21 protein-coding genes are annotated in these 25623 nt (G+C 67.5%); 12 read left to right on the forward strand and 9 right to left on the reverse strand.

All coding sequences use genetic code 11. From position 1 onward, the window contains the following. The first annotated feature begins 85 nt into the window (after window positions 1–85). The 6 genes from DFP85_RS06245 (at window position 86) to DFP85_RS06270 (ending at window position 8412) form a co-directional block, all read left to right on the forward strand. Window positions 86–979: a LysR family transcriptional regulator gene (locus DFP85_RS06245; protein WP_133635439.1), complete on the forward strand. Its 894-nt coding sequence runs from the start codon at window positions 86–88 to the stop codon at window positions 977–979. Window positions 980–1111: 132 nt separating this feature from the next. Further along, window positions 1112–3244, forward strand: coding sequence for a TonB-dependent receptor domain-containing protein (locus tag DFP85_RS06250; RefSeq protein ID WP_133635440.1), 2133 nt, complete (start codon window positions 1112–1114; stop codon window positions 3242–3244). A gap of 142 nt (window positions 3245–3386) precedes the next feature. Then, window positions 3387–4262 (forward strand): AEC family transporter, encoded by an 876-nt coding sequence (locus tag DFP85_RS06255; RefSeq protein ID WP_133635441.1) that lies wholly within the window; start codon window positions 3387–3389, stop codon window positions 4260–4262. 111 nt (window positions 4263–4373) lie between these two features. Next, the gene (locus tag DFP85_RS06260) at window positions 4374–5513 is read left to right on the forward strand and encodes a PQQ-dependent sugar dehydrogenase (RefSeq protein WP_133635442.1); all 1140 of its coding nucleotides are present in this window, start codon (window positions 4374–4376) and stop codon (window positions 5511–5513) included. Between the two features lie 50 nt (window positions 5514–5563). Then, complete coding sequence (locus DFP85_RS06265) at window positions 5564–7006, forward strand: sensor histidine kinase (RefSeq protein WP_133635443.1); 1443 nt, start codon at window positions 5564–5566, stop codon at window positions 7004–7006. A gap of 32 nt (window positions 7007–7038) precedes the next feature. Beyond that, window positions 7039–8412 (forward strand): sigma-54-dependent transcriptional regulator, encoded by a 1374-nt coding sequence (locus tag DFP85_RS06270; protein ID WP_133635444.1) that lies wholly within the window; start codon window positions 7039–7041, stop codon window positions 8410–8412. Between the two features lie 156 nt (window positions 8413–8568). Here the strand turns inward: DFP85_RS06270 and DFP85_RS06275 are convergent, their stop codons facing one another. Next, window positions 8569–9018 carry a hypothetical protein gene (locus DFP85_RS06275; protein ID WP_133635445.1) on the reverse strand — a complete coding sequence of 150 codons (450 nt, stop codon included), beginning with the start codon at window positions 9016–9018 and terminating at the stop codon, window positions 8569–8571. A 104-nt stretch (window positions 9019–9122) separates the two neighbouring features. After that, entirely contained in the window at window positions 9123–9566 is a 444-nt protein-coding gene (locus tag DFP85_RS06280; RefSeq protein WP_133635446.1) for a hypothetical protein, read from the reverse strand. Between the two features lie 378 nt (window positions 9567–9944). Here DFP85_RS06280 and DFP85_RS06285 point away from each other — a divergent pair, with 378 nt between their 5' ends. The 5 genes from DFP85_RS06285 to DFP85_RS06305 all read left to right on the forward strand — a co-directional run bounded on the left by DFP85_RS06285 (window position 9945) and on the right by DFP85_RS06305 (window position 15427). Continuing rightward, window positions 9945–11210, forward strand: a complete 1266-nt coding sequence (locus DFP85_RS06285) for a quaternary amine ABC transporter ATP-binding protein (protein WP_133635447.1) — start codon at window positions 9945–9947, stop codon at window positions 11208–11210. 5 nt (window positions 11211–11215) lie between these two features. Next, complete coding sequence (locus DFP85_RS06290) at window positions 11216–12049, forward strand: ABC transporter permease (protein WP_106232247.1); 834 nt, start codon at window positions 11216–11218, stop codon at window positions 12047–12049. 78 nt (window positions 12050–12127) lie between these two features. Then, window positions 12128–13000, forward strand: a complete 873-nt coding sequence (locus DFP85_RS06295) for a glycine betaine ABC transporter substrate-binding protein (protein WP_133635448.1) — start codon at window positions 12128–12130, stop codon at window positions 12998–13000. Between the two features lie 275 nt (window positions 13001–13275). Continuing rightward, on the forward strand, window positions 13276–13704 hold the full coding sequence (locus DFP85_RS06300) for a universal stress protein (RefSeq protein WP_133635449.1): 429 nt from the start codon (window positions 13276–13278) through the stop codon (window positions 13702–13704). Between the two features lie 49 nt (window positions 13705–13753). Next, a complete protein-coding gene (locus DFP85_RS06305) occupies window positions 13754–15427 on the forward strand; it encodes a BCCT family transporter (RefSeq protein ID WP_133635450.1) in 1674 nt (557 codons plus the stop codon). Between the two features lie 98 nt (window positions 15428–15525). On the opposite strand, the gene DFP85_RS06310 is transcribed toward DFP85_RS06305, so the two are convergent. The 5 genes from DFP85_RS06310 to dctP all read right to left on the reverse strand — a co-directional run bounded on the left by DFP85_RS06310 (window position 15526) and on the right by dctP (window position 22433). Continuing rightward, entirely contained in the window at window positions 15526–16251 is a 726-nt protein-coding gene (locus DFP85_RS06310) for a 3'-5' exonuclease (RefSeq protein WP_133635451.1), read from the reverse strand. Between the two features lie 7 nt (window positions 16252–16258). Then, window positions 16259–18169: a DUF294 nucleotidyltransferase-like domain-containing protein gene (locus DFP85_RS06315; protein WP_133635452.1), complete on the reverse strand. Its 1911-nt coding sequence runs from the start codon at window positions 18167–18169 to the stop codon at window positions 16259–16261. Between the two features lie 174 nt (window positions 18170–18343). Beyond that, entirely contained in the window at window positions 18344–18751 is a 408-nt protein-coding gene (locus tag DFP85_RS06320; protein ID WP_133635453.1) for a DUF4168 domain-containing protein, read from the reverse strand. 169 nt (window positions 18752–18920) lie between these two features. Beyond that, complete coding sequence (locus DFP85_RS06325; protein ID WP_133635454.1) at window positions 18921–21119, reverse strand: TRAP transporter large permease subunit; 2199 nt, start codon at window positions 21117–21119, stop codon at window positions 18921–18923. 144 nt (window positions 21120–21263) lie between these two features. Then, window positions 21264–22433 (reverse strand): TRAP transporter substrate-binding protein DctP, encoded by a 1170-nt coding sequence (dctP, locus tag DFP85_RS06330; RefSeq protein WP_208108459.1) that lies wholly within the window; start codon window positions 22431–22433, stop codon window positions 21264–21266. Window positions 22434–22856: 423 nt separating this feature from the next. Here dctP and DFP85_RS06335 point away from each other — a divergent pair, with 423 nt between their 5' ends. Continuing rightward, window positions 22857–23771, forward strand: a complete 915-nt coding sequence (locus DFP85_RS06335) for a DMT family transporter (protein ID WP_133635455.1) — start codon at window positions 22857–22859, stop codon at window positions 23769–23771. On the opposite strand, the gene mtgA is transcribed toward DFP85_RS06335, so the two are convergent. Both mtgA and fghA read right to left on the reverse strand, forming a co-directional pair. Then, entirely contained in the window at window positions 23753–24454 is a 702-nt protein-coding gene (mtgA, locus tag DFP85_RS06340) for a monofunctional biosynthetic peptidoglycan transglycosylase (protein WP_133635456.1), read from the reverse strand. The genes DFP85_RS06335 and mtgA overlap by 19 nt on opposite strands. A gap of 117 nt (window positions 24455–24571) precedes the next feature. Continuing rightward, complete coding sequence (fghA, locus tag DFP85_RS06345; RefSeq protein WP_133635457.1) at window positions 24572–25426, reverse strand: S-formylglutathione hydrolase; 855 nt, start codon at window positions 25424–25426, stop codon at window positions 24572–24574. Between the last annotated feature and the right edge of the window lie 197 nt (window positions 25427–25623).

The following is a 25623-nucleotide window of genomic DNA, read 5'->3' on the forward strand; positions in this document are numbered from 1 at the left end:
CATCACTAACGATAACCATTTTCATATTAGCCATGTTTCATGCGATAATGGCAGACCGCCTCGCCATGAACCGCCCTTCCCGCCCATGCATGACCTCGATGAACTGGCCGCCTTCTGCGCGGTGATGCACTCCGGCCACCTGACCCATAGCGCCCGCCAGCTGGGGATCTCCAAGTCGACCCTGAGCCGGCGCATCAGCCAGCTGGAGCAGCAGCTGGGTCAGCCGCTGCTGCGCCGCCAGTCCAACCGCCTGATCCCGACCGAGGCGGGCCTGCTCTTCCACGACTACGGCCGGCGAATCCTCGCGCTGGCGGACCAGGGACGCCATGCCCTGGACGCGCTGCGCGAGGAGATCAGCGGCGAGCTGGTGCTGGAGGTCCATGACGCCCTGGCGCGCCTCTGGATCGCCGGCGTCATCGACGCCTTCATGCGCCGCCACCCCGGGATCACCGTCAGCCTGGAGACGCCACGCCGCCTGAGCGTCTCGCCGGGAAGCCAGGCGATCCGCGTCTGGCTGGGCGAGGTGCCGGAGACCGGCCTGCGCCAGCAGACCCTGGCCCTGCTGGAGTGCGGCCTCTACGCCCATCCGGACTACCTGGCACGGCGCGGCACCCCACACCACCCCGAGGAACTGGCGGGCCACGCCTGGATCGACCTGCTGGGCGAGACCGCCCAGGGGCTGTCTCTTCGCCACCCGCGCCATGGGCCCCATGTCGTCCAGCCACCGCCCTCGCGCCTGCGGGTCGACCAGCCGGTGCTGCAGGCGGATGCCATCGCCCGAGGGCATGGCTTCGGCGTGATGCCCGACTGGTTCGCTGCCCGGCGCGAGGCCGCCCATCCCGGCCAGCTGCGGCGCTGCCTGCCGGAGTGGGCGGCGCCTCCGCGGCCGGTCACCCTGCTCCATCCCCATGGCCACCAGCCCCGCAAGGTCACCGCCCTGCTCGCCTTCCTGCGCGACGCCCTGCCCGCGGGCTGGTAGCCGCGGGCGTTGCAGCCCATGCAACGCCATGTTCGTCGCGCAGCACTGGAGGGCGGGGCACCATCCTCATAGAATCTCACCCGCAATTGATAATCACTTTTATTCAAAGCATCGATCATCACGGGTGACCCCATGTTCCCTAGACCTCGCACCGCCCTGGCCGGCGCCATCGCCCTGGCCACCGGCGGCACCAGCCTCTCCGCCCTGGCCCAGCAACAGCTGGACGATATCGTGGTCTCCGCCGCCGGCTTCGAGCAGGCCATGGCCGAGGCCCCGGCCAGCATCTCGGTGATTTCACGCCAGGAACTGGAGGAGAAGCGCGTCTCCAGCCTCGCCGATGCCCTGCGCGGCGTCGAGGGGGTCGACGTGGGCGGCCAGGTGGGCAAGACCGGCGGGCGCAACATCAGCATCCGCGGCATGCCCAGCGACTACACCCTGGTGCTGATCGACGGCCGGCGCCAGAACACCGCCGGCAGCGTGACGCCCAACGGCTTCGGCGAGACCGCCACCAGCTTCTTCCCGCCGGTGTCGAGCATCGAGTGCATCGAGGTGATCCGCGGCCCGATGTCGACCCTCTACGGCTCCGACGCCATGGGCGGGGTGATCAATATCATCACCCGCAAGGTGGGACGCGAGTGGAGCGGCTCGTTGCAGGCCGAGACCACCCTCAACCAGCATGACGAATACGGCGACAGCCGCGAGACCAGCCTCTATGCCAGTGGCCCGCTGGTCGAGGAGGCCCTGGGGCTGCAGGTGCGCGGCCGCTTCCATGAGCGCGACGAATCGACCCTGACCTACACCGAGGCAGACGGTACCGAGGTCCCGGTCAGCCAGCGCGGGCCGAGCCCCGTCGAGGGGGACATCTACAGCCTGGGCGCCAGGCTCACCCTGACACCCGACGATACGCACGAGCTGTGGCTGGACGGCGAGACCAGCCGCCAGCGCTACGCCAACGGCGACTGTCAGCTGGGCACCCTGGACGGGCTTACCCGCAGCTGCGAGCCCGATCCGGGCGTGGCCAACGGTTATGCCGACGAGCTCCGCTTCGAACGCGACCAGCTGGCCATCGGCCATACCGGCCAGTTCGCCGCCGGCACCCTGGAGTCGAGCCTGATGCGCAACACCACCGAAACGGTGGGACGCACCATCCCCGGCACCATTGGGCAGCCCTATGCCGACTTCCCGGGCATCGTCGGCGGCGAGGCGCGCGAGCTCGAGACCACCAACACCGTGCTGGACAGCAAGGTCGTGATGCCGCTGGGCGACCATATGGCGACGATCGGAGGCCAGTGGATGGATTCCGAGCTGACCGACGGTCTGGCCACCGAGGCGTTCTCGCAGACCACCTGGGCGCTGTTCGCCGAGGACGAGTGGTGGCTGGCCGAGGAGTGGGCGCTGACCCTGGGCGGGCGCTACGACCACCACGACGCCTTCGGCAGCCAGTTCAGCCCACGCGGCTACCTGGTGTGGAGCGCCAGCGACGCCTGGACGTTCAAGGGCGGGGTCAGCCGCGGCTACCGGACCCCCACCCTCAACGACCTGCACGCTGGTATCAACGGCGTGACCGGTCAGGGCACCATCCTGACCATCGGCAACCCCGACCTCGAGCCGGAGACCAACACCAGCAGCGAGCTCGCCGCCCACTACGACAGCGGCCAGGGCTTCATGGCCAGCGCCACGCTGTTCCATAACCGCTTCGACGACAAGATCGCCGCCGGACCGGACATCGTCGTCAGCGGCGACCCGCGAATCCCGGACGGCACCTACGCCCAGGACATCAATATCGACGAGGCCGAGACCCGGGGCATCGAGCTGGCCACCCGCCTCCCGCTGGCGCCGGCCTGGAACCTGAGTGCCAACTACACCTTTACCGACAGCGAGCAGAAGAGCGGCGAGCAGCAAGGGGAGCCGCTGACCGACACCCCGGAGCACGCCGTCAACGCCACCCTGCGCTGGCAGGCAAGCGACAGGCTCGCCACCTGGCTCTCCGCGGAGTATCGCAGCGAGCGCTACCGCAATCGCGAGCGGGTACGCGGGGCCCCCGCCTTCGATGACCTGGGCGACTTCAAGGCCTATACGCTCGTCCACCTGGGCGGCCGCTATGACGTCTCGGAGCGCTTCAGGGTCAGCGTGACGCTCTACAACCTCTTCGACAAGGACTTCGTCGACTATCGCGCCTACGACGACGGGGCGAGCTACGGCAACGTCTACGCCAACAGCGAAGCGGGTCGACGGCTCTGGCTCTCCGCCCGTTACGCGTTCTAATCTGAAGAGGCTGGCGTTTCGATCCTTGGCCCCGGCCCGTGCCGGGGCCTTTTCGTGCCGGCGGCACGCCGGAGTTGCCTGGAGGGGCCTGCATTCACGACAATACGCGGCCTCCTCCCACCGCCACGCAAGGATGCCACCCATGCTCGCCGAACTCTTCGCCGTGATGGCGCCCGTGCTCACCGGCGCGGGGCTCGGCTTCCTCTGGGTGCGCCTCGGCCACGACTTCCCGGTGGCCTTCGTCACCCGGCTGGTGTTCAACATCGGTACCCCGGCCCTGGTGCTGGCTTCGCTTGCCGGCGCCGAGATCGACGCCGGCAGCTTCGGGCGCACCATGCTGGCCACGGCGCTGGTGCTGACCGCCATGGCCGGCATGGCCTTCCTGCTGGCCCGGCTGCTAGGCAAGGACTGGCGGGTACTGCTGGCCCCCACCATGTACCCCAACACCGGCAACATGGGCCTGCCGGTGGTGCTCTACGCCTTCGGCAGTGCCGGCTTCGCCTTCGGCATCACGGTGATGGTCACGGTCTCGCTGTTCCAGTTCACCCTGGGCACCCTGCTGGCGAGCCGCGGCAACCCGCTGAAGGCGCTGGCCAGGACGCCGGTGGTCTACGCCATCCTGATCGCCCTGGGGCTGCTGCTCACCGACACCGACCTGCCCCGCTGGCTCGCCAACAGCGTCGATCTGATCTCGGGCTTCACGGTGCCGCTGATGCTGATCACCCTGGGCGTCTCGCTGGCCAGCATCCATGCCCGCAACCTCGGCTCCGGCATCGGCTTCAGCCTGCTGCGCATCCCGGTGGCCGCCGGGGTCGCGTGGGGCATTGGCACCCTGCTGGCGCTTCCGCCCATGGCGCTGGCCATCCTGGTGCTGCAGATGAGCATGCCGGTGGCGGTGTTCAACTACCTCTTCGCCCAGAAGGCCGGCCGCGAGCCCCAGTACGTGGCGAGCCTGGTGTTCTGCTCCACCCTGCTGTCGCTGGTCTACCTGCCGATCCTGCTGGCGATCCTGATGTAGCGCCGCCCTCGCCCGTGCCCCCGCGGGGAACACCCTCGCCCCGGCAGAGTCCCTGTGTAGGGTCCTTGTGAAGGGTCCCTATGCGGGTACAGCCAACGAGGGAGAAGCCAAATGCACTCGCCACGTCACGCACTCTCGACCGCCCTGCTGCTGGGCGGCATCCTGCTCGCCGGCCCGGCCGTGGCCGCCGAGGTGGTCGAGGAGCGCATCGTAACCGACCACCTTGAGCTGCGCCTGGAGCGCGTGGCCTCGGGCCTCACGCATCCCTGGTCGGCCGCCGAACTGCCCGACGGCCAGTGGCTGGTCACCGAGCGGCCCGGCCGCCTGGTGCGCATCGATGCCCAGGGCGAGGTCAGCCGTGTTTCCGGGGTGCCCGAGGTCTCCACCCGCGGCCAGGGCGGCCTGCTCGATGTGGTCCTGCATCCCGACTACGGCGAGGGCAGCGACTGGGTCTACCTCACCTGGAGCCAGGCCGGCAATGGCGGCAGCGCCACCACCCTCTCCCGCGGGCGCCTGGAGGACGACGCCCTGGTGGACCTGGAGACGCTATTCGTCCAGGACCGCTTCTCCCGGCCCGGCCGCCACTATGGGTCGCGGCTGGCCTGGCTGCCCGACGGCACCCTGCTGATGAGCGTCGGCGAGCGCGGCAGTCCCGAGCGCGCCCAGGACCGCGGCGACCACGCCGGCAGCGTGCTGCGCCTGACCGCCGAGGGCAAGGTGCCAGACGACAACCCCTTCGTCGACGACGATGACGCCCGGCCCGAGCTCTTCACCTACGGCAACCGCAATCCCCAGGGCCTGACCGTGGCCGCCGACGGCACGGCCTGGTCCACCGAGCACGGCCCGCGCACCGGCGACGAGCTCAACCGCCTCGAGGCCGGGGTCAACTACGGCTGGCCCGAGGTGAGCCGCGGCAACGACTACGCCACCAACCGGCCCATCGGCCGCGACAGCGCCCCCGGCATGCGCGACCCCGTGCATGTCTTCGCCGGGCGCTTCGCCCCCTCGGGGCTGGCCGAGGTCACAGGCGACACCTTTCCCGCCTGGCAGGGCCACCTGCTGGCCGGGGGCCTGGCCAGCGAGCGCCTGGTGCGCCTCGCCCTGGACGGCGACAGGGTGGTCGAGCGCGAGGTGATCCTCGAGGGCGAGATCGGCCGCATCCGCGACGTGCTCCTGGGCCGCGACGGCGCCCTCTACCTGCTCAGCGACCACGCCGACGGCGGCCTCTACCGCCTGGTCCCCGCCGACTAGCCACGACGAGGGCCGCACCGGACGTGGCCCCGACGACCACAGGGAGCCCCATGCGCCTGCGCAACCTGATCATCGTCACGGTCATCGTGCCGCTCTTCCTGGTGCTGATGGTCTTCAGCCTGGTGGCGATCAAGTCGCTGGAGGAGAACGTGCGCGCCAAGCTGGAGACCGAGGTCCAGACCATCAGCCGCGCCATCGGCACCTCCCTGGGCTATGCCCTGACCCGCGAGACTCCCGAGTCGCTTCAGGAGACCCTGCAGTCGGCCTTCTCCTACAACCGCATCTACGGCGCCTATGTCTTCGACATCACGGGCCAGCAGATCCACGGCCTGGGGCTCGGCGAGGCGCTCTACGACGCCGAGGAGCTCAAGGCCGTGGTCGAGGCGGGCGAGATGCGCAGCGACTATCGCGACGACGGGGGCTGGACCTACTTCTCGACCCTGATGCCGCTGCGTGCCCCCGACGGCACCATCCTCGGCGTGCTTCAGGTCAATCGCCTCAATACCGGCATCGAGAACTACACCGGCTTTCTCAGCCTGCTCGCCCTGGTCGCCTTCGGCATCGGTGCCGCGGGCATCGTGCTCGGCATCTGGTGGATGTTCCGGCGCCATATCGAGCGCCCCCTGAGCCGACTGCTCGAGGTGATGGAGCGGGTCGCCCGGGGTGAACGCCGCCAGCGGGCCACGATCCACGGCCTCGACGAGTTCCGCCGGCTGGGCCTGGCCCTCAACCACATGCTCGACGCCCTGGCCGAGAAGGATGCCGACATCGAGGCGCGGCAGCGCCGAGAGATCGAGCTGGAGCGGCGACTGCGCAAGTCGCGCAAGCTGGCCGAGCTCGGTGTGCTGGCCGCGGGGGTGGCCCATGAGGTCGGCACGCCACTGACCGTCATCGAGGGCCAGGCCCAGCGTCTCGAGCGCCGCGACGGCATCGGCGACGACGAACGGCGGCGCCTGGGGCGCATCCGCGGCGAGGTACAGCGCATCGTCGAGATCGTGCGCCAGCTGATGGACCTGGGGCGCCAGCACAGTGTCGACAAGGCATGGCTGGCCCTGGACGACCTTGTCCACGACGCCCGGCAGCTGGTCGAGGCCGACCTCGAGACGCGCGACATTCGCCTCGAACCGCTGCTGCCGGACCCGCCGGTGATGCTGCTGGCCAATGGCCAGCAGCTGGTCCAGGTCCTCACCAACCTGCTGCGCAATGCCACCCAGGCCGAGGGCGTCCGGCGGATACGGCTGGCGGCCCGCCGCCGCGACGACAGCCTCTGCCTGACCATCGAGGACGACGGCTGCGGCATTCCAGAGGCCGACCGGGCCCGGGTCTTCGACCCCTTCTTCACCACCAAGCCCGTGGGCCAGGGCAGCGGCCTCGGGCTCTCCATGGTCCATCGCATCATCAACGACCACGGCGGCTCCATCGGCGCCTTCGACAGCGCGCTGGGAGGTGCCGGCTTCGAGATCGTGCTGCCACTCGAGGACACCACCCCATGAACGGACACGCCATGCCAGACACGGAACGCGACATGACTGCCCTGCCCCTGCTGGTCGTCGAGGACGACCCGGCCATCCTGGAACTGCTCGAGGAGGAGCTGGCCGACGCCGGCTACCCGACCCTGGCCGCGACCAGTGCCGAGCAGGCCCTGGCCACGCTCAGCCACAGCGAGGTGGCCCTGGTGATCAGTGACGTGCGCCTGCCGGGCATCGACGGCATGCAGCTGCTCGAGCGGCTGCGCCGCGAGGGGAGCGCGGTGGGCTTCATCGTGATCACCGCCTTCGGCACCATCGACCAGGCGGTGGAGGCGCTCAAGCAGGGCGCCGACGACTTCCTGACCAAGCCGCTGGACCTGGAGGGGCTGCGCGAGGCGGTCTACCGGGTGCTGGAGAGCCGCCGACTGGCCTCGCGCCTGGCGAGCGACGGGGCGGCGAACAGCTTCCACGGCATCGTCGGCGAGAGCGAGGCCATGCAGTCGCTGTTCCATGACGCCGCCCGGCTGGCCGACAGCGACGCGCCCATGCTGCTGCTCGGCGAGAGCGGCACCGGCAAGGAGCTGATGGCGCGGGCCGTGCACGCCGAGAGCCCGCGTCGCGACGGCCCCTTCGTCGCCGTGAACTGCGCCAGCATTCCCGCCGAGCTGATGGAGAGCGAGTTCTTCGGCCATGTGAAGGGCGCCTTCACCGGTGCCGACGAGTCCCGCCAGGGGCTCTTCCAGGCCGCGCGGGGCGGCAGCCTGTTCCTCGACGAGATCGGCGAGATGCCCGCCGCGCTGCAGGCCAAGCTGCTGCGGGCCCTGCAGGAGAGGAGCGTGCGCCCGGTGGGCGCCGAGCGGGAGGACGCCGTGGACGTGCGCATCATCGCCGCCACCCATCGCCAGCTGGAGGAGGAGATCGAGGCGGGTCACTTTCGCAGCGACCTCTTCTATCGCCTGGAGACCTTCTCGCTGCGCATCCCGCCCCTGCGCGAGCGGGAGGGGGACATCGAACGGCTGATCCCGGCGCTGATCGACAAGCATGCCGGTCAGCAGGACAAGCGCATCGCGCGCATCGAACCGGCGGCCCTGGAGGCCCTGCTCGGCTACGACTATCCGGGCAACGTCCGCGAGCTGGAGAACGCCATCATGCGGGCGGTGACCCTGGCCGAGGCGGGACAGCTCTGTCACGCCGACCTGCCCCAGCGGATCCGCGACCAGGGCGAGGCCCGGCGTCGCGCCTGCCGCGAGAGCCGGGCCGAGGGGGCGATGGCAAGTACCGCCACCCGGGCGGACTGGCCGAGCCTGGAAGAGGTGGAGAAGCGCTATATCCGCAAGGTGCTGGCGGCCACGGGCGGCAACAAGCGGCGCACCGCCGAGGTGCTGGGGATAGCCCGGCGTACCCTCTACCGCCGCCTCGAGGAGGAGTAGCCAGACAAAAAAAGGACCCCCGTCACAGCGGGGGCCAGGGGTCACATGCCGGGCCGGGCAGAGGGGAACGCGATGCACCGGCCTGGGAAGGGCATGGACCGGGAGAACCGTCCATCACGCAGGAGCCGCCCCGCAAAGCAGGGCGGCTCGGTGGGCTTACCAGCCCTGCTCCTCATCGTCGCTGCTGTCGCCCTCCTCGTCCCAGGGCGCTTCCTGTTCCTCGTTCTCGTACTCCTCTTCGCCGCCGGCGGCAGGGTCATCGGCGCCGGGCATCGCCTCGGTGCCTTCACCGAAGCCTGGGTCGCCGGCCGGCTCACCCGCCGCGGGGTCCGCCTGCTGGGTAGAGGGGTCGGCCGCGGAGTCAGTGCTCTGGGCCGCGGGGTCGTCGCCCGGCACGGCCGGGTCCCCCTGGGCATTGGGATCGGCTGACGGAGCACCGGCCGCCGGATCCGCCTGCTGGCTCGTGGGGTCGGCCGCGGAACCGGTGCTCTGGGCGGCCGGGTCGGTGGGCTCCTCGTGCATGTCGCCGAAGGCCAAGGGGCTTGCGATCAGGCCGAACGAGACACCGAGAATGCCGAGCTTCCTGAGGGTTTCCTTGGACATCATCTTGCACCTCCTTCCTTCATGAAGATCGAGGGTGGTTCGGGCGGGATTTGCCCGTGGTGACCGGCGGCTGTCCGGTCGGCCGGTCACCGATGAGACGCCGGCGGTCAGGAGCCGCTGCGGTCGTCGTCTTGCTCCTGGCTACTGGCTTCCGGCTCCGTGCCAGAGGTCGAATCACCGGACGCCGCCTGTGAATCCATGGTGGACTCCTGGTCCAGGACCTGGCCCTGCTGGCTGGCGGGATCCTGGCTATCCATGCTCGAGTCCTGCTCCATATCGGTCGCCTGCCCCATGGAGGAAGACTCTCCATTCGTGGTTGAGGACTCTCCATTCGTGGTTGAGGACTCTCCATTCATGGTTGAAGACTCTTGCTCCATGGTGGAAGACGCCTCGCCGGCCGGCGCTTCCGTCGGCGGCTGCTCCTCCTCGCCGTTGCCGCATCCGGCCAGGGCCAGGCTGCCGAGCCCCAGGGCGGCGATCGCGGCGAGGGTCGTCAGCCGGCGCGATCGCCGCTCGCGGGGCCTGTCTCGGTTCAGCTCATGGTCGGTCATCGCTCTCTCCCTGGGTCGTCGGGTCGTCACCCAATAGCAAGCAGGCGGCATGCCAGGCACCGGAAGAAACCAATAAAAATACTTTTAAATCAGAAATTTATTCAGCAACCAGCAGACAGGAGACGCGGCGCGTCGAGGACCGGGAGGTGGTCAGATTCGACACATGGGTCACTCCTGTACCATCCTGCACGTCTTCAACACCCCGGGTTTTAATTTGAATGATCATTCAAAAACCGCTAGGGTAGGGGCCACTCCAACGTCACCCGATGCCGCTGTCAACGCAGCAGCCTGGCATCATGACGTCGTTTTCTTACGTCACGACACTCGACCCTTCGGTGCTCCCGGCCGGTGGCGGGGAGCCGACAAAAGGCAGAGCCAATGAACGAGAACCGAAACGTCAAGATTCGGGTACGCAACCTGAGCAAGGTCTTCGGCAACCAGCCGAAGAAGGCGCTCGAACTGCGCGACCAGGGACTGAAACGCCCCGAGATCCTCGACAAGACCGGCCAGACGCTGGGCCTGTCGAACATCGACTTTGATGTCTACGAGGGCGAGCTGCTGGTGATCATGGGACTGTCCGGCTCGGGCAAGTCCACCCTCATCCGCTGCCTCAACCGGCTGATCGAGCCCTCCGAGGGCGAGATCGTCATCGACGGCGAGAACATTCCCGAGCTCGGCGACAAGGCACTGCTGGAGTGCCGCCGTCGCCACTTCTCCATGGTGTTCCAGAACTTCGCGCTCTTCCCCCACCGCACGGTGCAGCAGAACGCCGAGTTCGGCCTCGAGATCCGCGGCGTGGAGAAAGAAGAGCGGACCCGGGTGGCTCGCAACGCCCTCCACCAGGTGGGTCTGGATGGCTGGGAGGATGCCTATCCCAACCAGCTCTCCGGCGGCATGCAGCAGCGCGTGGGCCTGGCCAGGGCACTGGCCAACGACTCGACGGTGCTGCTGATGGACGAGGCCTTCTCGGCGCTGGACCCGCTGATCCGCGGCGACATGCAGCAGGAGCTGCTCGAACTGCAGCACCGCATGCAGAAGACCACGGTGTTCATCACCCACGACCTGGACGAGGCGATCAACATCGCCGACCGCATCATCCTGCTCAAGGATGGCGAGATCGTTCAGATCGGCACACCGGAGGATATCCTCACCCATCCCGCGGACGACTATGTGGCGCGCTTCATCGAGGGCGTGGACATGTCCAAGATCCTCACCGCGCAGCACGCCATGCGGCCGGTGCGCGCCACCGCCCGCGAGGAGGACGGCCCGCGCACCACCCTGCGCAAGATGAGCGAGAACGGGCTGGACTCCATCTACGTCACCAGCCGCGACCGCAAGCTGCTGGGGCTCGTCGTGGTGGATGCCGTCGAGCAGGCCGCGAAGGAGGGCAAGGAGAGCATCCGTGAGATCATGACCCAGGACTTCCGCGCCGTCGGCCCCGACGAACCGCTGCACAACCTCTTCGCCATGTTCAGCGAGAAGAGCTTCCCCATCGCCGTGGTGGACGACAGCCGCAAGCTGCTGGGCGTGGTGGTCAAGGGCGCCGTCCTCGACGAGCTGGCCCAGGCCGCCGAGCCCGCCCGGGTGGGTGAAGACGGGAGCGATAACGCGAACCAGAACATCGCAGCGGCAGGAGACGCATGATGGCTATCGAGATTCCGAGCATCCCGCTGGGCGACTGGATCGAGGGTGGCCTCGACTGGCTGACCAGCGAGTACTCCATCGTCACCCGCGCCATCTCCCGGGTGACCCAGACCGGCATCGACGGGCTCAACGATGCCCTGATGTGGCTCCCCGAGTGGGGCCTGCTGGCGATCATCGTCGGCCTCTGCTGGTGGGTGGCGAACCTTCGCCTGGGTATCGGCGCCGCCCTTGGACTGGCGCTGATCTGGAACCTGGGGCTCTGGGAGCCGATGATCGAGACCCTCACCCTGGTGGTGATCGCCACCTTCGTGGCGGTGGTGATCGCCATCCCGGTGGGCATCGCCGCGGCGCTCTCCGAGCGGCTCTACAAGACGATCATGCCGATCCTGGACTTCATGCAGACCATGCCGGCCTTCGTCTACCTGATCCCGGCGATTCCCTTCTTCGGCATCGGCTCGGTGTCGGCGATCTTCGCCACGGTGATCTTCTCCATGCCGCCGGCGATCCGCTTCACCACCCTGGGCATCCGTCAGGTGCCGGTGGAGCTGATCGAGGCCGCCGACGCCTACGGGGCGACCCGCGGCCAGAAGCTGGTCAAGGTACAGTTGCCGATGTCGCTGCCCACGGTGATGGCCGGCATCAACCAGACCATCATGCTGGCGCTCTCCATGGTGGTGATCGCCGCCATGATCGGCGCCGATGGCCTGGGCAGCGAGGTATGGCGCGCCATCCAGCGCCTGCGCCCGGGCGACGGCTTCGAGGCCGGCATCGCCGTGGTGATCCTGGCCATGCTGCTCGACCGCGTGACCCAGTCGCTGCGCAAGGGCCGCAAGTCCTGATCGCTGGGGGCGCCCCCTTGAATCCGTCGGGAGGCACCTCCAAGGTAAATGATTGAACATCAAGAGAAGGGGAACACTATGAAGAAGCACCCGCTGAACCGTCGCATCCGTCTCGCCGGCCTGGCCATGGCCGCCGGCACCGCGCTCGCCGCCGGTTCCGCCCAGGCCCAGGACAAGGGCAGCGTGCACCTGGCCTACGTGGAGTGGTCCTCCGAGGTCGCCTCCACCAACGTGGTGCGCGCCGTGCTGGAGCAGGCCGGCTATGAGGTGGAGATGACCTCCCTCTCCGCCGCCGCCATGTGGCAGTCCGTGGCTACCGGCGATGCCGATGCCATCGTCGCCGCCTGGCTGCCCACCACCCACGCCGACTACATGGAGCGCGTGGGTGACGAGGTCGACGACCTGGGCGTCAACCTGGACGGCACCAAGCTCGGCCTGGTGGTACCGGCCTACAGCGATATCGATTCCATCGCCGAGCTGAACGACCACGCCGACGCCTTCAACAATGAGATCATCGGCATCGACCCGGGCGCCGGCCTGATGGGCCTCACCGAGGAAGTGGTCGACACCTACGACCTCGATCTGGCCCTGCGCAGCGGCAGCGGCGCCACCATGACCGCGGCCCTGGAAAGCGCCATCCAGAACGAGGAAGACGTGGTGGTCACCGGCTGGACGCCGCACTGGAAGTTCGCCCGCTGGGACCTCAAGTACCTCGAGGACCCGGAGAACGTCTACGGTGGCGCCGAGCAGATCCATACCATCGCCCGCCAGGGGCTCGAGGAGGAGATGCCGGAGGCCTACGCCATCCTGGACGCCTTCGAGTGGACCCCGGAGCAGATGGGCGAGGTCATGCTGATGAACCAGGAAGAGGACGCCGACCCCTACGAGAACGCCAAGCAGTGGGTCGAGGAGAACCAGGACCTGGTCCAGGAGTGGCTGCCCGAAGCCTGAGGGTAGGCCAGGCCTCGCCCGTCCGGCGAGGCTGACCGCATCGAGCGCAAGGGGAGGCACCGAGAGGTGCCTCCCCTTTTCGTTGTGGAGGCGTGCCCCGTTGCGCCACCCTGTCGCCCGATACCGACAAGCCCACTGCAATCCCCGGCCGGGATGGGTACCATGGCCGCTCGGGATGCGCAGTGCGCCGTTGAATCGTCGCCTGGCAAGGTGGCGCGGAACGGTCACACTGAACAGATTCGCAGGACCTTCGTGGCCAACAAGGAGATTCAGGCATGTTCAAGAAGATCATGGTGCCGGTCGACCTGGCACATATCGAGCTGATCGAGCCGTCGCTGCAGGCGGTGGCGGACCTTGCTCGCCACTATGATGCCGAGGTCTGCTACGTGGGGGTGACCGCCAATACGCCCGGCAGCGTGGCGCGCACGCCCCAGGAGTACACGCAGAAGCTCGAGGCCTTCGCCCAGGAGCGGCACAGGATCCACGGCCAGCCGGTCAGCACCCATACCATCGTCAGTCCCGACCCGATCGCCGACCTCGATGACGACCTGATCGAGGCCATCGACGAGGTGGGCGCCGACCTGGTGGTCATGCCGACCCATCCCCCCAAGCATCTGGACGTGATCATGCCGTCCCATGGCGGCAAGGTGGCAACGCACACCAAGGCCTCGGTGTTCCTGGTGCGTCCGGGGGCCGGCAAGTAAGCCGAACCTGCAAACGCAAGCACACCAATAACTGCAAGGGAGATGTCTCGTGGCTCAAGATCCCCAAGACGAGAAACCCCAGGAGCCGACTGCCGGCTCCGAGGGGATTCCCGCCCCGGAGGGGGCGGCGAACCTGATCGATACCGACTACGTGATCGGCCAGGACAACATCACCGCCTCACCGCTGGGCGTGAACGTGGACCTGCATGGCAAGGTCTTCTTGTTCTCCTCGATCGTGATCCTGCTGTTCGTGATCCTGACGCTGGCCTTGCAGGATCAGATGGAGCCGATCTTCAACAGCATGTTCAGCTTCCTGACCACCAACCTGGGCTGGTTCTTCCTGCTGGGCGCCAACGTCTTCGTGATCCTGGCGCTGGTGCTCATCTTCACCCCCATGGGCAAGGTGCGCATCGGTGGCGCCGACGCCACGCCGGACTTCGGCTACGCCGGCTGGTTCTCGATGCTGTTCGCCGCCGGCATGGGCATCGGGCTGATGTTCTACGGCGTGTCGGAGCCACTGGGCCACTACGGCACGGCCATGGGCGGTATCAGCATGGGCGAGGATGGCCTGCGCACCGACTGGGCCCCGCTGGGCGGTGCCGAGGGGGACCAGGCCGGTGCCATCTCGCTGAGCATGGCCGCCACCATCTTCCACTGGGGCCTCCACCCCTGGGGCGCCTACGCCATCGTTGGCCTGTCGCTGGCGATCTTCGCCTTCAACAAGGGCCTGCCGCTGACCATGCGCTCGATCTTCTACCCGATCCTGGGCGAGCGCGTATGGGGCTGGCCGGGCCACGTGATCGATATCCTGGCGGTATTCGCCACCCTGTTTGGCCTGACCACGTCCCTGGGGTTGGGGGCGACCCAGGCGGCCGGGGGCCTCGAATACCTGTTCGGCATCCCCTCCGGCGACATCACCCTGGTGCTGCTGATCATGGGGATCACCCTCGTGGCCCTGGGCTCGATCCTGCTCGGCGTCGACAAGGGCGTGCAGCGCCTCTCCCAGATCAACATGGTGCTCGCCGCCCTGCTGCTGCTGTTCGTGATCCTCGTCGGCCCGACGCTGATGATCGCCACCGGCGTGGTCGAGAACCTGATCGGCTACGTGACCCACCTGCCGGCGCTCTCCATGCCGTTCGGGCGCGAGGACGCCAACTTCAGCCAGGGCTGGACAGCCTTCTACTGGGCCTGGTGGATCGCCTGGTCGCCGTTCGTCGGCATGTTCATCGCCCGCGTCAGCCGCGGCCGCACCGTGCGTGAGTTCCTGATCTCGGTGCTGCTGGTGCCGTCGATGGCCTCGGTGGTGTGGATGACCGCCTTCGGCACCACCGCCATCGACCAGGTGGTCAATTCGGGCATCACCCAGGTGCAGGATGCCGCCCTGGAGCTGCAGCTGTTCACCATGCTCGAGCACCTGCCGCTGACCACCATCACCTCCTTCGTCGGCATCACGCTGGTGATCGTGTTCTTCATCACCTCGTCGGACTCGGGTTCGCTGGTGATCGACTCCATCACCGCCGGCGGCAAGGTGGACGCGCCCAAGCCGCAGCGCATCTTCTGGGCACTGATCGAGGGGGCTCTGGCCATCGCCCTGCTGCTCGGCGGCGGCCTTGCCGCCTTGCAGACGGCGGCGCTGACGACCGGCCTGCCCTTCACCCTGGTGCTGCTGGTGGGCTGCTATGCCATCGTCAAGGGACTGATGAGCGAGCCGAAAGCCAAGTAGGCCCGACACGCTGTGTAAAGCATCCGGTAAGCAACGGAAAGGCGGCCCGCGGGCCGCCTTTCTCGTTTCTGTTTCTGTTTCCGTTTCCCCTGCCCAGTTCAGCTCCAGAGCGCACTCAGCGGCGTCGTCGGGCTGTAGTGGCGGGCCACCTGGGCCTGCAGCAGCTCGGCGGTAGCCAGCGCATCGATCAGCGCATGGTGCCCCGAATAGACGGGCAGGCCGTAGCGGGCACGACTGTCGTAGAGGCGGATGGAGGCCGGCGGCCTGCCGATCCAGCGCTTGAAGCGGGCCAGCAGCGACTGGCGGTGGATGCGCGCCTCCAGCGACATGGTATCGATGACCGGGAACATCACGCCCTCCCCCACCCTGGCCTTCACCGCGGCATCCAGGAAGGGCCGCTCGATGTGCCGGTAGTGGACCACCACCAGGCGCCCCGCCAGGGCCTCGAGCAGCTCGCCGAGGACCTCGTCGAGGTCCGGGGCCCGGGCGATGTCGGCGTGGGTGATGTGGTGGAAGGTCACCGACTCCTCGCTGAGCGGGCGCGAGGGCCGCACGACCCAGTAGCGGCGCCGTGACAGGGCAATGCGCCCCAGGGTGAAGGGCACCACGCCGATGCTGACGATGGCGTGGCGCCGCTCGTCCAGGCCGGTCGTCTCCATGTCCAGGGCCACCATCGGCGCCTCGCCGATGGGCGTGTCTGGCGCGGGCGTCCCGGCGGTAAAGAAGCGCGTCAGCCGCGGGTCCCTAGCCGCCTCGGCGCGGCTGGCCAGGTACTCCGGCCAGCCCGGGGCCGGCGGGGAAGCCCGCGGACGCAGGCGCACCATGGCCATCTCAGCGGGACCGCGAGCGCGATGGCATGGGATAGCGGAACTTGAGGAACTTCTGGGCGTTGCTCAGCACCTGGAAGGCATCCTTGAGGTTATGGCGCTCGGTGTCGGAGACGTTCTCCGGCTCGATATTGTTGTCCGGGCTGCGCTCGTGCTCGATATCGATCACGTGGTGGCGGATCCGCGACATCGAGAGGAATTCCAGGGCATAGCGCAGCTTCTGGCTCACCCCCTGGGCCAGCAGCTGGGTGCGGTCGATGTCGTCGAGTCGCGCGAAGCTGTTCTGGGCCCGTGACCCGCAGGCCAGGGCATGGACCCGGACCAGGTCCGTCAGCGGTGCGGTACCGCGGCGCTTGAGGTTGATGGAGTTGTTGTGCTTGCCGTCCTTCTCCATGACGAAGGTGCGGAAGAAGCCCAGCGGCGGGGTGCGGTTCAGGGCGTTGCGGGCCATGGCGGCCAGGAACAGTGGGCTCTTGGGGGCCCGGGTGGCCACCAGGTCCTGGAGTTGCTCGACGAAGGGGTTCTCGCCATGCACGGCATCCAGGTCGAAGAAGATCGAGCTGTGCAGCAGCCGCTCCGGCGAGGGCTGGTCGATCCACTCCCGGAAGTACTGCTTCCATACCGACAGCGGCTGTCGCCAGCGGGCGTTGGTGGCCATGATGTCGCCCTTGCAGTAGGGGTAGCCGCAGGCATCCAGACCATCGCTGACGCGCTGCGCCAGCGCCAGGAAGTAGGCATCGTGGCGCTCGGGGTCGAAGTCGTCGGCGAGCACCAGGGCATTGTCCTGGTCGGTGACGATCGACTGCTCGTTGCGCGCCATGGAGCCCAGGGCCATGAAGCAGTAGCCCACCGGCGGCGGCCCCAGCTCCTCCTCGGCCAGCTCCAGCAGCCGGCGCGTGAAGCTGCGCCCGATGGTGGAGAGCGCGCTGCCCACCATGCGTGAATCCGCCCCCTCCTCGACCATGCGCACGAAGGCGTCGCGCACGTCGGGGGCCAGCCGCGCCAGGCCCTCTGCGCTGGACTGGTGGAAGATGTTGCTCACCAGGTAGAGGCTGCTGCCGGTCTCGTAGCGGATGATGTCGGAGAGGTGCACGATGCCGACCGGGTGGCGACGGTGCATCACCGGCAAGTGATGGATATTGTTGCGCAGCATGCACAGCATCGCCTCGTGCACCGACTCGTCGGACTGGATGGCGATCAGGCGGGGACCGATCACCTCTCCCACCGGCGTCTCGGGGGAGCGCCCCTCGGCCACCACATGCTTGCGGAAGTCGCTGTCGGTGAGGATGCCCTGCACCTGCCAGTGGCGATCCTGGCTGTCGCGGAAGGTATAGCGGGGCGTATCGCCGGGGGCATCGAGCACCAGTACCGCCGAGGCGCCGAACTCGGTGATCTGGCGGGCAGCCTCCTGCACCGTGGTGCCGGCCTCGACCATCACCGGGTAGCGGGTCAGCAGCTTGCGCACCCGGGTGATCATCATGTCGCTGTTCTTCTTCTGCTCCTTGACCGTCGACTCCAGGCGCGGCCGCTCGAGCTCGACGAAGTCGGCGAAGTTGTCGTCGGCCTCGCACAGCCGCTGGAAGGCGGGCTCGGGGATGAAGTAGATCAGGCTGTCTTCCATGGCCCGGGCCGGGAAGCGGGCCCGGTGGTTTCGCAGCAGGCTGAAGTGGCCGAAGATATCGCCCTCGCCCAGGCGGTTGTAGAGCTCGCCGCCGCGGCGATAGACCTCCACCGCCCCGCTGCGGATGTAGCAGAGCTCATGGACCTCCTGGTCGAGCACCAGGATGTCGCTGCCGGCCTTGAAGTAGGCCACCTCCACGCTGCCGGCCACCTCGTCGAGCAGCTCGTCACTGAGGCCGTCGAAGGGAGGATAGCGCCCCAGGTGCTGACGGATCTCAAGCAGTTCCACATCCATGCCCTTGCTCCCCGCGCGCGCTGTGATTGTGCCCAGTCTGGAATGGCCCACCCACCCTGTAAAGCAGGGCCCAGCCGAAGCAGGCCTCCCTCGGGGGCAGGACAGCAAAAAGGCCACCCCTGGCGGAGTGGCCTTGCGGTGGCCGAAGCAACGGCCCTGGACGCTGGATGCGTCTTACGAGTTCTGATCGGCGCTGGAGGCGTTGGCCTTGGCCATCTCCTGAACGCGCTGCATCAGCTCCGGATCCTGCTGGATGGCCTGGCCGATAGCGTTGAAGGTATCCACCTCGAGACCGCTGTCCTGGACGGCCTTGACCATCTCGTCGTTGGCCTCCTGGCGGACGTCCTGCTGGGCCTGCTCGTCCTCTGCGGACTGCAGCTGCTGGGTGTACTCCTGGGAGATGACGGCGATCTCTTGGGAGGCGTCGGCAAACTGCTGCAGCTGCTGGTCGGAGAAGTCCTGGGCCGGTGCAGTCGCCTGCGGCTGTTCTGCGTTGGCCGCAGAGTCCTGCTGTGCCTGGGCAGTGGCGGCCAGGCCGAGAGAGAGAAGTGCGGCCGAGAACAGAGCAGTCATCCGTTGCATGAATACCTCCAGGGTGTGGCGTTATGAATGTGCCCCCCTGTGACGCCCCCCGCTCCCTCGAGTTCAGACTATCGCGTATCCAAATGTAATTTTAAGGTTTTTCCGGCCAAATGAAGAAGGCGCCCCTCAGGGAGCGCCTTCTTTGCCGCTATGGGCCGACCACCTGGCGTCAGCCGTAGGCCAGGTTGGGCAGCCAGGTGACCAGCGCCGGGAAGAGGATCACCAGCAGCAGCCCCAGCGCCTGGATCCCCAGGAAGGGGAAGGAGGAGCGGAAGATCTGCGCCATGGTGATATGCGGCGGGCACACCCCCTTGATGTAGAAGAGCGCATAGCCGAACGGCGGGCTGAGGAAGGACATCTGCATGTTGACCAGGTAGATGACGCCGAACCACAGCGAGACATCGGCCGGGGCCACGCCGGGCAGGCCGAACACGCCGTCGAAGGTGAGCCCCTTGATCAGCGGCACGAAGATCGGCACCGCCAGCAGCAGGATGCCCACCCAGTCGAGGAACATGCCCAGCGCCACCAGCAGCACCATCATCAGCATCAGCACCGCGTAGGGGCCAAGGCCCGCGCCGGAGATCAGCTCCTGGACGAAGGTCTGGCCGCCCTGCAGGATGTAGAAGCCGACGAAGATGCTCGCGCCGAAGATGATCCACATCACCATCGCCGAGGCGACCAGGGTAGTCATGCAGGCCGCATGCAGGTTGGGCCAGGTGAGGCGCTTGTGCATCGCGGCCACGACCAGGGCGCCGAAGGTGCCGATGCCGGCTGCCTCCACCGGGGTAGCGATGCCGGTGAAGATGACGCCCAGCACCAGGATCACCAGGACGATGGGGGCCAGCATGTTGCGCAGCAGGCGCAGCTTCTCCCCGGTGCTGACCCGGTCCTCGACCGGCATCGGCGGCGCCAGCTTGATGTTCAGGGTGCCGCGCATCCAGCAGTAGAAGCCGTACATGAAGGCCAGCAGCAGGCCGGGAATCAGCGAACCGAGGTAGAGCTCGCCCACCGACTGCTGGGCAATGACGCCGTAGATGATCGCCAGGATCGAGGGCGGGATCAGGATGCCCAGGGTCCCGCCGGCCATGATCGAGCCGATGGCGATCTCCGGGTCATAGTGGCGCTTGAGCATCGCCGGCAGTGCGATCAGGCCCATGGTCACCACCGCGGCCCCGATCACGCCGACCATGGCGGCCAGCAGCGTGGAGGCGATGACGGTCGCGATGGCCAGGCCCGCCTTGAGGCCGCCCATCCACTTGTAGACGACGTCGAACAGCTCCTCGATGATCCCCGCCTTCTCCAGCACCGAGGCCATGAAGATGAACAGCGGGATGGCCGAGAGCTGGTAGTTGGTCATCATCGGGAAGATGCGCGAGGGCATCAGGTTGAGCATGGCCTGGTCGCCGACCAGGTAGAGGAAGGCCACCCCCAGGCCGCCGGTGACGAAGGCCAGCGGCAGGCCCGCCACCAGCACCACCATCAGCGAGCCGAACATCACCAGCGTCAGGGCACCGATGCCGACCGAGCCGAGGCTGTTCTCGAGGCTACCCGCCAGGCTGTCGTAGTCGGTCACCGCGATGTTGATCATCTCGAAGACCACCCAGGCCGCCAGCAGCGCGGCAATGACCAGCAGCACGCGGGCAAAGGTCCGACTGCCATCGTGCAGGCGCCAGTGGTAGCGATATGCCTGGGCGTCACGCACCAGCTGGCCGAAGCCCTGGAGCAGCAGCAGCAGCGCACCGAAGAAGAGCATGAACTTCACCGGATAGAACTGGATCGCCCACTCGGTGAAGGAGGTCTCGTTGGCGTAGCTGGAGCCGAAGAAGAACTGGTCGCTCACCGACTGGGAGAAGAACTTCCAGCCGGTCACCAGCAGGGCGATGGTGAAGATGAAGAAGAACACCGAGGTCACCAGGTCCAGCGCCGCCTTGTTGAGCGGCCGGGCGCGCTGGTAGAGGATATCCACGCGCACGTGCCCGCCCTCGCGCAGGGCATAGGCGCCGGCCACCAGGTACTGCATGCCGAACATCAGGGTCATCGACTCATGCACCCAGTTGGTCGGCGAGTTGAAGGCATAGCGCACCAGCACCTCGTAGGCGAAGGCGAAGGGGGCGATCAGCGCCCAGTAGGCCACGTAGCGGCCGGAAAACCCGGACAGGCGGTCGACGATGGCGGTGAAGAGGTTGCCGGGAGGCCGGTAGGCGACCGCGACCTCTTCCCCGGCGGGCACCTCGGCGGTGTCCCCGCCGTCGATGGTGCCGCCACGGCGAAAGCTGCGGTCGACGAAGAACATCACCACCAGTGGCAACAAGAGCAGCACCGACCAGTAGAGCCAGTGCGGAAGAACGAATTCGATATCAAGATTCATGGACACTCCTCCGCGACACCATCACCTCCCGGCGATGGTTACGGATCATCGAGTCGACGGGATGCGGGATCGGTAGTGGTCACCCTACCAAACCGGGTGTTGCGGCCCTCGGCCCGCAACACCCGGAATGGTCGAGCAGACGGGTCAGGCGTTGAGTTCGTAGTCCTTGATGTCCTCTTCGGTGATCAGCGCCACCGCGGGGTCCATCATGGTATCGAGGTGCGCCTTGAAGAGACGCGCGGCATCCGGATCCTTGTTGGCCCACTTGAACCACAGCGGGATGGCGGCATCGCGGAAGCGGCTGGCGTCGTCCTCGCTGAGGTGGATGATCTCCACGCCCTTCTCGCGGTACTTGGGCCAGGCCTCGGCGTTGGCCTTCTGGATCGCCGCATAGTGCTCGCGGGAGTAGGCGGCCACCAGGTCGTGCATCAGGTCCTGGGTCTGCGGGGACATGCGCTCGAAGACGCGACGGTTGACCGAAATGTCCATGAGGTCGACGGCCTGGTGCAGGCAGGGGGTGGAAGGCGGGCCCATGATGATGTAGTCGGCCACCTGCCAGAAGCCCAGCTCGAAGTTGACCGCTGCGCCGGTGTAGTCGGCGGCATCGATGGTGCCCTTCTCCAGCGCCGGATAGACCTCGGAGCCGGGCAGCAGGGTGGTCTGGGCACCGATGGAGGCGAAGGTCTCGGCGACGATGCCGCCGGGCATCCGGATCTTGACCCCCTTGAAGTCGTCGAAGCTGCGCAGCGGCACCTTGGAGTGGATCAGGTTGAGGTCATGGTGGACATAGCCCAGCAGCTCCTGGCCCTGCTTGCGGTAGAGGTCCTTGGCGATGCCGAAGCCACCGTAGGCGCCGAACATCATGTCCCACTGGTGCGGCACGGAGAGCCCCATCGGATAGGCGGTGAGGAACACGCCGGCCGGCATCTTGCCGGGCCAGTAGACGGTGAACCAGTTCTGGCCATCGAGCACGCCGTTGCGTACCGCATCGGCGACCTCGAAGGCGCCGGCCACGGCACCGGCCGGGAAGGGCTCGATACGCACCTCGCCACCTGTCGCCTCGGCGACGCCGGCAGCCCACTCCTCGAAGATCCGGTAGCCGGTGGTGCCCGGCTGCCAGGAGGACTGCATGCGGATACGGATGCCTTCCTGAGCCTGGACGTTGCCGACCCACGGGGCCGCCACGGCCGCCGCCGACCCGACGGCCGCGGCCTTCAGGAAGTTACGCCGGCTCGGGGTCTTGAACTCCTTCAGGACTTTCGTGTTGTCGTTGTCGACGGATGAGATGCTTGACGGCTGCTTGTCGTCTTGCATGGCATGGTCTCCTGGTTGGGTAGCGAGCCCGCACCCATGTGGGCGGGCATCAACGGGATCTTGTTGTTGTCTTCCCTGCGCCATCACGCGTGCCAACGGGTTCTGATGATCGGCCGGCACGCAGGGCCCGCTATCCTTATGGGCCTCAGGGAAGATTCCATATATCTGGAAACGTCTTCCATGGCGAAAGCTAGCGAAAAGCCGGCTCCCGGCCAATAGCGACTTTCAACGCAAGCCGTCTTTGGCCATTGGTCAGACCAAGCGGTCATGCGTGGCAAGACGCTGTCTATTCAGGCAAAATTATGGTCTGACCAATTTTCCGCCGCGGCGTCACCTACGACCAAAGCACGAGCCGCGAGAGTGGCATCCCGGGCCCATGGCCGCGATGATGCCCGCACCCCCTGACCCTGGAAGTCCCATGCCATGACATCGGAACGTCGCCGCCAGGCCTGGCTGGCCGCCATGCCCATCCTCTTCGTGGCCCTGTGGAGCACCGGCTTCATCGGCGCCAAGTTCGGCCTGCCCCATGCCGAACCCTTCACCTTCCTGTTCGTGCGCTTCGTGCTGACCCTGGCACTGCTGATCCCGCTGGTCATGCTGTTGCGGGGTGGCTGGCCACAGGGGCCTCGGCTGTGGGGGCATATCGCCGTCTCCGGCCTGCTGGTCCACGGGGCCTACCTGGGCGGCGTCTTCTACGGCATCTATCAGGGCATGCCGGCGGGCCTGGCCGCCCTGCTGGTGGGGCTGCAGCCGTTGCTGACCGCAGCGCTCGCCGGCCCCCTGCTGGGCGAGCGGCTGGGACGCCTGCAGTGGCTGGGGCTGGTGATGGGACTCGCCGGCATCGCCATGGTGCTGGGCGGCAAGCTCGACCCGGGCGAGATGCTGTTTCGGGGATTCGGCCTCGGGGCGCTGGCAAGCGTGATGGTGGCGCTGGTCGGCATCTCGCTGGGCACCCTCTACCAGAAGCGTTTCTGCACCGGCATGCCGCTGCTCTCCGGCACCGTGGTGCAGTATCTCGGTGCCGGGACGCTGCTGGGACTGGGCGCGCTGCTCTTCGAGACCGGGGAGATCGACTGGGCGCCCACCTTCCTGCTTACCCTGGCCTGGCTGGTGCTGGTGCTCTCCATCTCCGCCATCCTGCTGCTGATGGCGCTGATCAGGCGCGGCGAGGCCTCCCGGGTGGCCAGCCTCTTCTATCTGGTTCCGCCGGTGACGGCGCTGGAGGCGTGGTGGCTGTTCGACGAACGCCTGCCGCCCCTGTCGCTGGTCGGGATGGCCATCGCCATCGCCGGCGTGGTGCTGGTGGTGAGAAGCGGCCCTCAGAGCCGCTCGAGATAGCCGGTACCGCCGAGGTTGCGCATCTGCTGGCGGATCCAGGCGCTGCGTCGCTCCACCTGGGGGCCGGGACGCGCCGCATCCCGACCGCGGGGGTCGGGCAGGATCGCCGCCAGGCGACTCGCCTGGGCCTCGCTGAGCTGGTCGGCGGCGACACCGAAGTAGTGGCGTGAGGCGGCCTCGAGGCCGAACACCCCGCTGTCCCACTCGACGATGTTGAGGTAGACCTCGAGGATGCGCTGCTTGGGCCACAGCGCCTCGATCAGCAGGGTGAACCAGGCCTCCAGTCCCTTGCGCACCCAGCTGCGCCCGGTCCACAGGAAGAGGTTCTTGGCGGTCTGCTGGCTGATGGTGCTGGCCCCGCGCAAGCGCCCGCCATTGCGGCTGGCCTCCCAGGCGCGGCGCATCTCAGCGAAGTCGAAGCCGTGATGGAGCGGGAAGCGCTGGTCCTCGGCGGCGATCACCGCCAGCTTGGCGTGGTCGGAGAGGCGTTGCCAGGGCTGCCACTGGTGGCGAATGTCGAGGGACTCCCCGGCGATCCAGGACTGGACCTTGCGCTCCACCATCACCATGGAGCCGAACACCGGCACCACGCGCAGCAGCAGCACCAGCACCAGGGAACACACCACGAAGCCCAGCAGGGTACGCCACAGCACCCGCCAGGCCTGCTGCCGCCACTCCCTCATCGCGCGTCTCGCTCGGCCATGGGCTCCCCTCGCCGCCTCGTGAATGCCTGCCAGTATAACGACGCTGCCTCCCCGAAGGGAGGCAGCCGGTCATCCCGCGGCGAGCCTGCACCCGCCTCAGCGCTTGTTCAGCCGCTCGGCATGGTAGCGCAGGTGATCCTCGATGAAGGTGGCGATGAAGAAGTAGCTGTGGTCATAGCCCGGCTGGCGCCGCAGGGTCAGCGGGTGATCATGCTCGGCGCACACCGCCTCCAGACGCTCGGGGCAGAGCTGCTCCTCCAGGAAGTCGTCGGCCTCGCCCTGGTCGATGAACAGCGGCTGGCTCGAGGCCCCGCGGGCCACCAGCTCGCAGGCATCGTACTGGGTCCAGAGACCGCGATCCTCCCCCAGGTAGCCGGAGAAGGCCTTCTGCCCCCAGGGGCACTCGCTGGGATTGACGACCGGCGCGAAGGCCGACACCGAGCGGTAGTGCCCGGGACGACGCAGCGCCATCACCAGGGCGCCATGCCCGCCCATGGAGTGACCGCTGATCGACTCGCGGCCGTTGACCGGGAAGTGCTGGCGCACCACCGAGGGCAGCTCCTCGGCCACGTAGTCGTACATGCGGTAGTGCTTCTTCCAGGGCTCCCGGGTGGCATTGACATAGAAGCCGGCCCCGCTGCCGAAGTCGTAGCTGTCATCCTCGCCCGGCAGGTCGGTGCCCCGCGGGCTGGTGTCGGGGCAGACGATGGCGATGCCGAGCTCGGCGGCGACCCGATGGGCACCGGCCTTCTGCATGAAGTTCTCGTCGGTGCAGGTCAGACCGGAGAGCCACCACAGCAGCGGTACCCGCCCGGCCTCGGCCTGGGGTGGCAGGTAGATGGAGAAGGTCATCTCGCAGTCCAGTGCCCGCGAGCGGTGGCGATAGCGCTTGTGCCAGCCGCCGAAGCTCTTGTTGGCCGAGACCAGCTCGATGTGTTCGGTCATGGTCATGGATCTTTCTCCTGGAGGCCGGCTCGTTCCGGCCTCCGGTTAAGACGAAGGAAGAGGCGCATGCTGTTCGCGCGGCTTTGTTTGGGCGCGGATCAATAGTGGAGCACGGTGCGGATGCTCTCGCCCCGGTGCAGCAGCTCGAAGGCCTCGTTGATCTGCTCGAAGGGCATGTCGTGGGTGATGAAGTCGTCGATGTT

It is taken from the genome of Halomonas ventosae (assembly GCF_004363555.1).
Lineage (GTDB): Bacteria > Pseudomonadota > Gammaproteobacteria > Pseudomonadales > Halomonadaceae > Halomonas > Halomonas ventosae.

Bases quoted from the DNA above. Each gene is read 5' to 3' on its own strand.
- DFP85_RS06320 (WP_133635453.1), bottom strand. From the start codon at position 18,751: ATGCAACGGATGACTGCTCTGTTCTCGGCCGCACTTCTCTCTCTCGGC.
- DFP85_RS06250 (WP_133635440.1), top strand. From the start codon at position 1,112: ATGTTCCCTAGACCTCGCACCGCCCTGGCCGGCGCCATCGCCCTGGCC.
- DFP85_RS06310 (WP_133635451.1), bottom strand. From the start codon at position 16,251: ATGGTGCGCCTGCGTCCGCGGGCTTCCCCGCCGGCCCCGGGCTGGCCG.
- dctP (WP_208108459.1), bottom strand. From the start codon at position 22,433: ATGCAAGACGACAAGCAGCCGTCAAGCATCTCATCCGTCGACAACGAC.
- DFP85_RS06315 (WP_133635452.1), bottom strand. From the start codon at position 18,169: ATGGATGTGGAACTGCTTGAGATCCGTCAGCACCTGGGGCGCTATCCT.
- mtgA (WP_133635456.1), bottom strand. From the start codon at position 24,454: ATGAGGGAGTGGCGGCAGCAGGCCTGGCGGGTGCTGTGGCGTACCCTG.
- DFP85_RS06270 (WP_133635444.1), top strand. From the start codon at position 7,039: ATGACTGCCCTGCCCCTGCTGGTCGTCGAGGACGACCCGGCCATCCTG.
- DFP85_RS06295 (WP_133635448.1), top strand. From the start codon at position 12,128: ATGAAGAAGCACCCGCTGAACCGTCGCATCCGTCTCGCCGGCCTGGCC.
- DFP85_RS06280 (WP_133635446.1), bottom strand. From the start codon at position 9,566: ATGACCGACCATGAGCTGAACCGAGACAGGCCCCGCGAGCGGCGATCG.
- DFP85_RS06265 (WP_133635443.1), top strand. From the start codon at position 5,564: ATGCGCCTGCGCAACCTGATCATCGTCACGGTCATCGTGCCGCTCTTC.
- fghA (WP_133635457.1), bottom strand. From the start codon at position 25,426: ATGACCATGACCGAACACATCGAGCTGGTCTCGGCCAACAAGAGCTTC.
- DFP85_RS06260 (WP_133635442.1), top strand. From the start codon at position 4,374: ATGCACTCGCCACGTCACGCACTCTCGACCGCCCTGCTGCTGGGCGGC.
- DFP85_RS06285 (WP_133635447.1), top strand. From the start codon at position 9,945: ATGAACGAGAACCGAAACGTCAAGATTCGGGTACGCAACCTGAGCAAG.
- DFP85_RS06245 (WP_133635439.1), top strand. From the start codon at position 86: ATGCATGACCTCGATGAACTGGCCGCCTTCTGCGCGGTGATGCACTCC.
- DFP85_RS06335 (WP_133635455.1), top strand. From the start codon at position 22,857: ATGACATCGGAACGTCGCCGCCAGGCCTGGCTGGCCGCCATGCCCATC.
- DFP85_RS06300 (WP_133635449.1), top strand. From the start codon at position 13,276: ATGTTCAAGAAGATCATGGTGCCGGTCGACCTGGCACATATCGAGCTG.
- DFP85_RS06255 (WP_133635441.1), top strand. From the start codon at position 3,387: ATGCTCGCCGAACTCTTCGCCGTGATGGCGCCCGTGCTCACCGGCGCG.
- DFP85_RS06325 (WP_133635454.1), bottom strand. From the start codon at position 21,119: ATGAATCTTGATATCGAATTCGTTCTTCCGCACTGGCTCTACTGGTCG.
- DFP85_RS06275 (WP_133635445.1), bottom strand. From the start codon at position 9,018: ATGATGTCCAAGGAAACCCTCAGGAAGCTCGGCATTCTCGGTGTCTCG.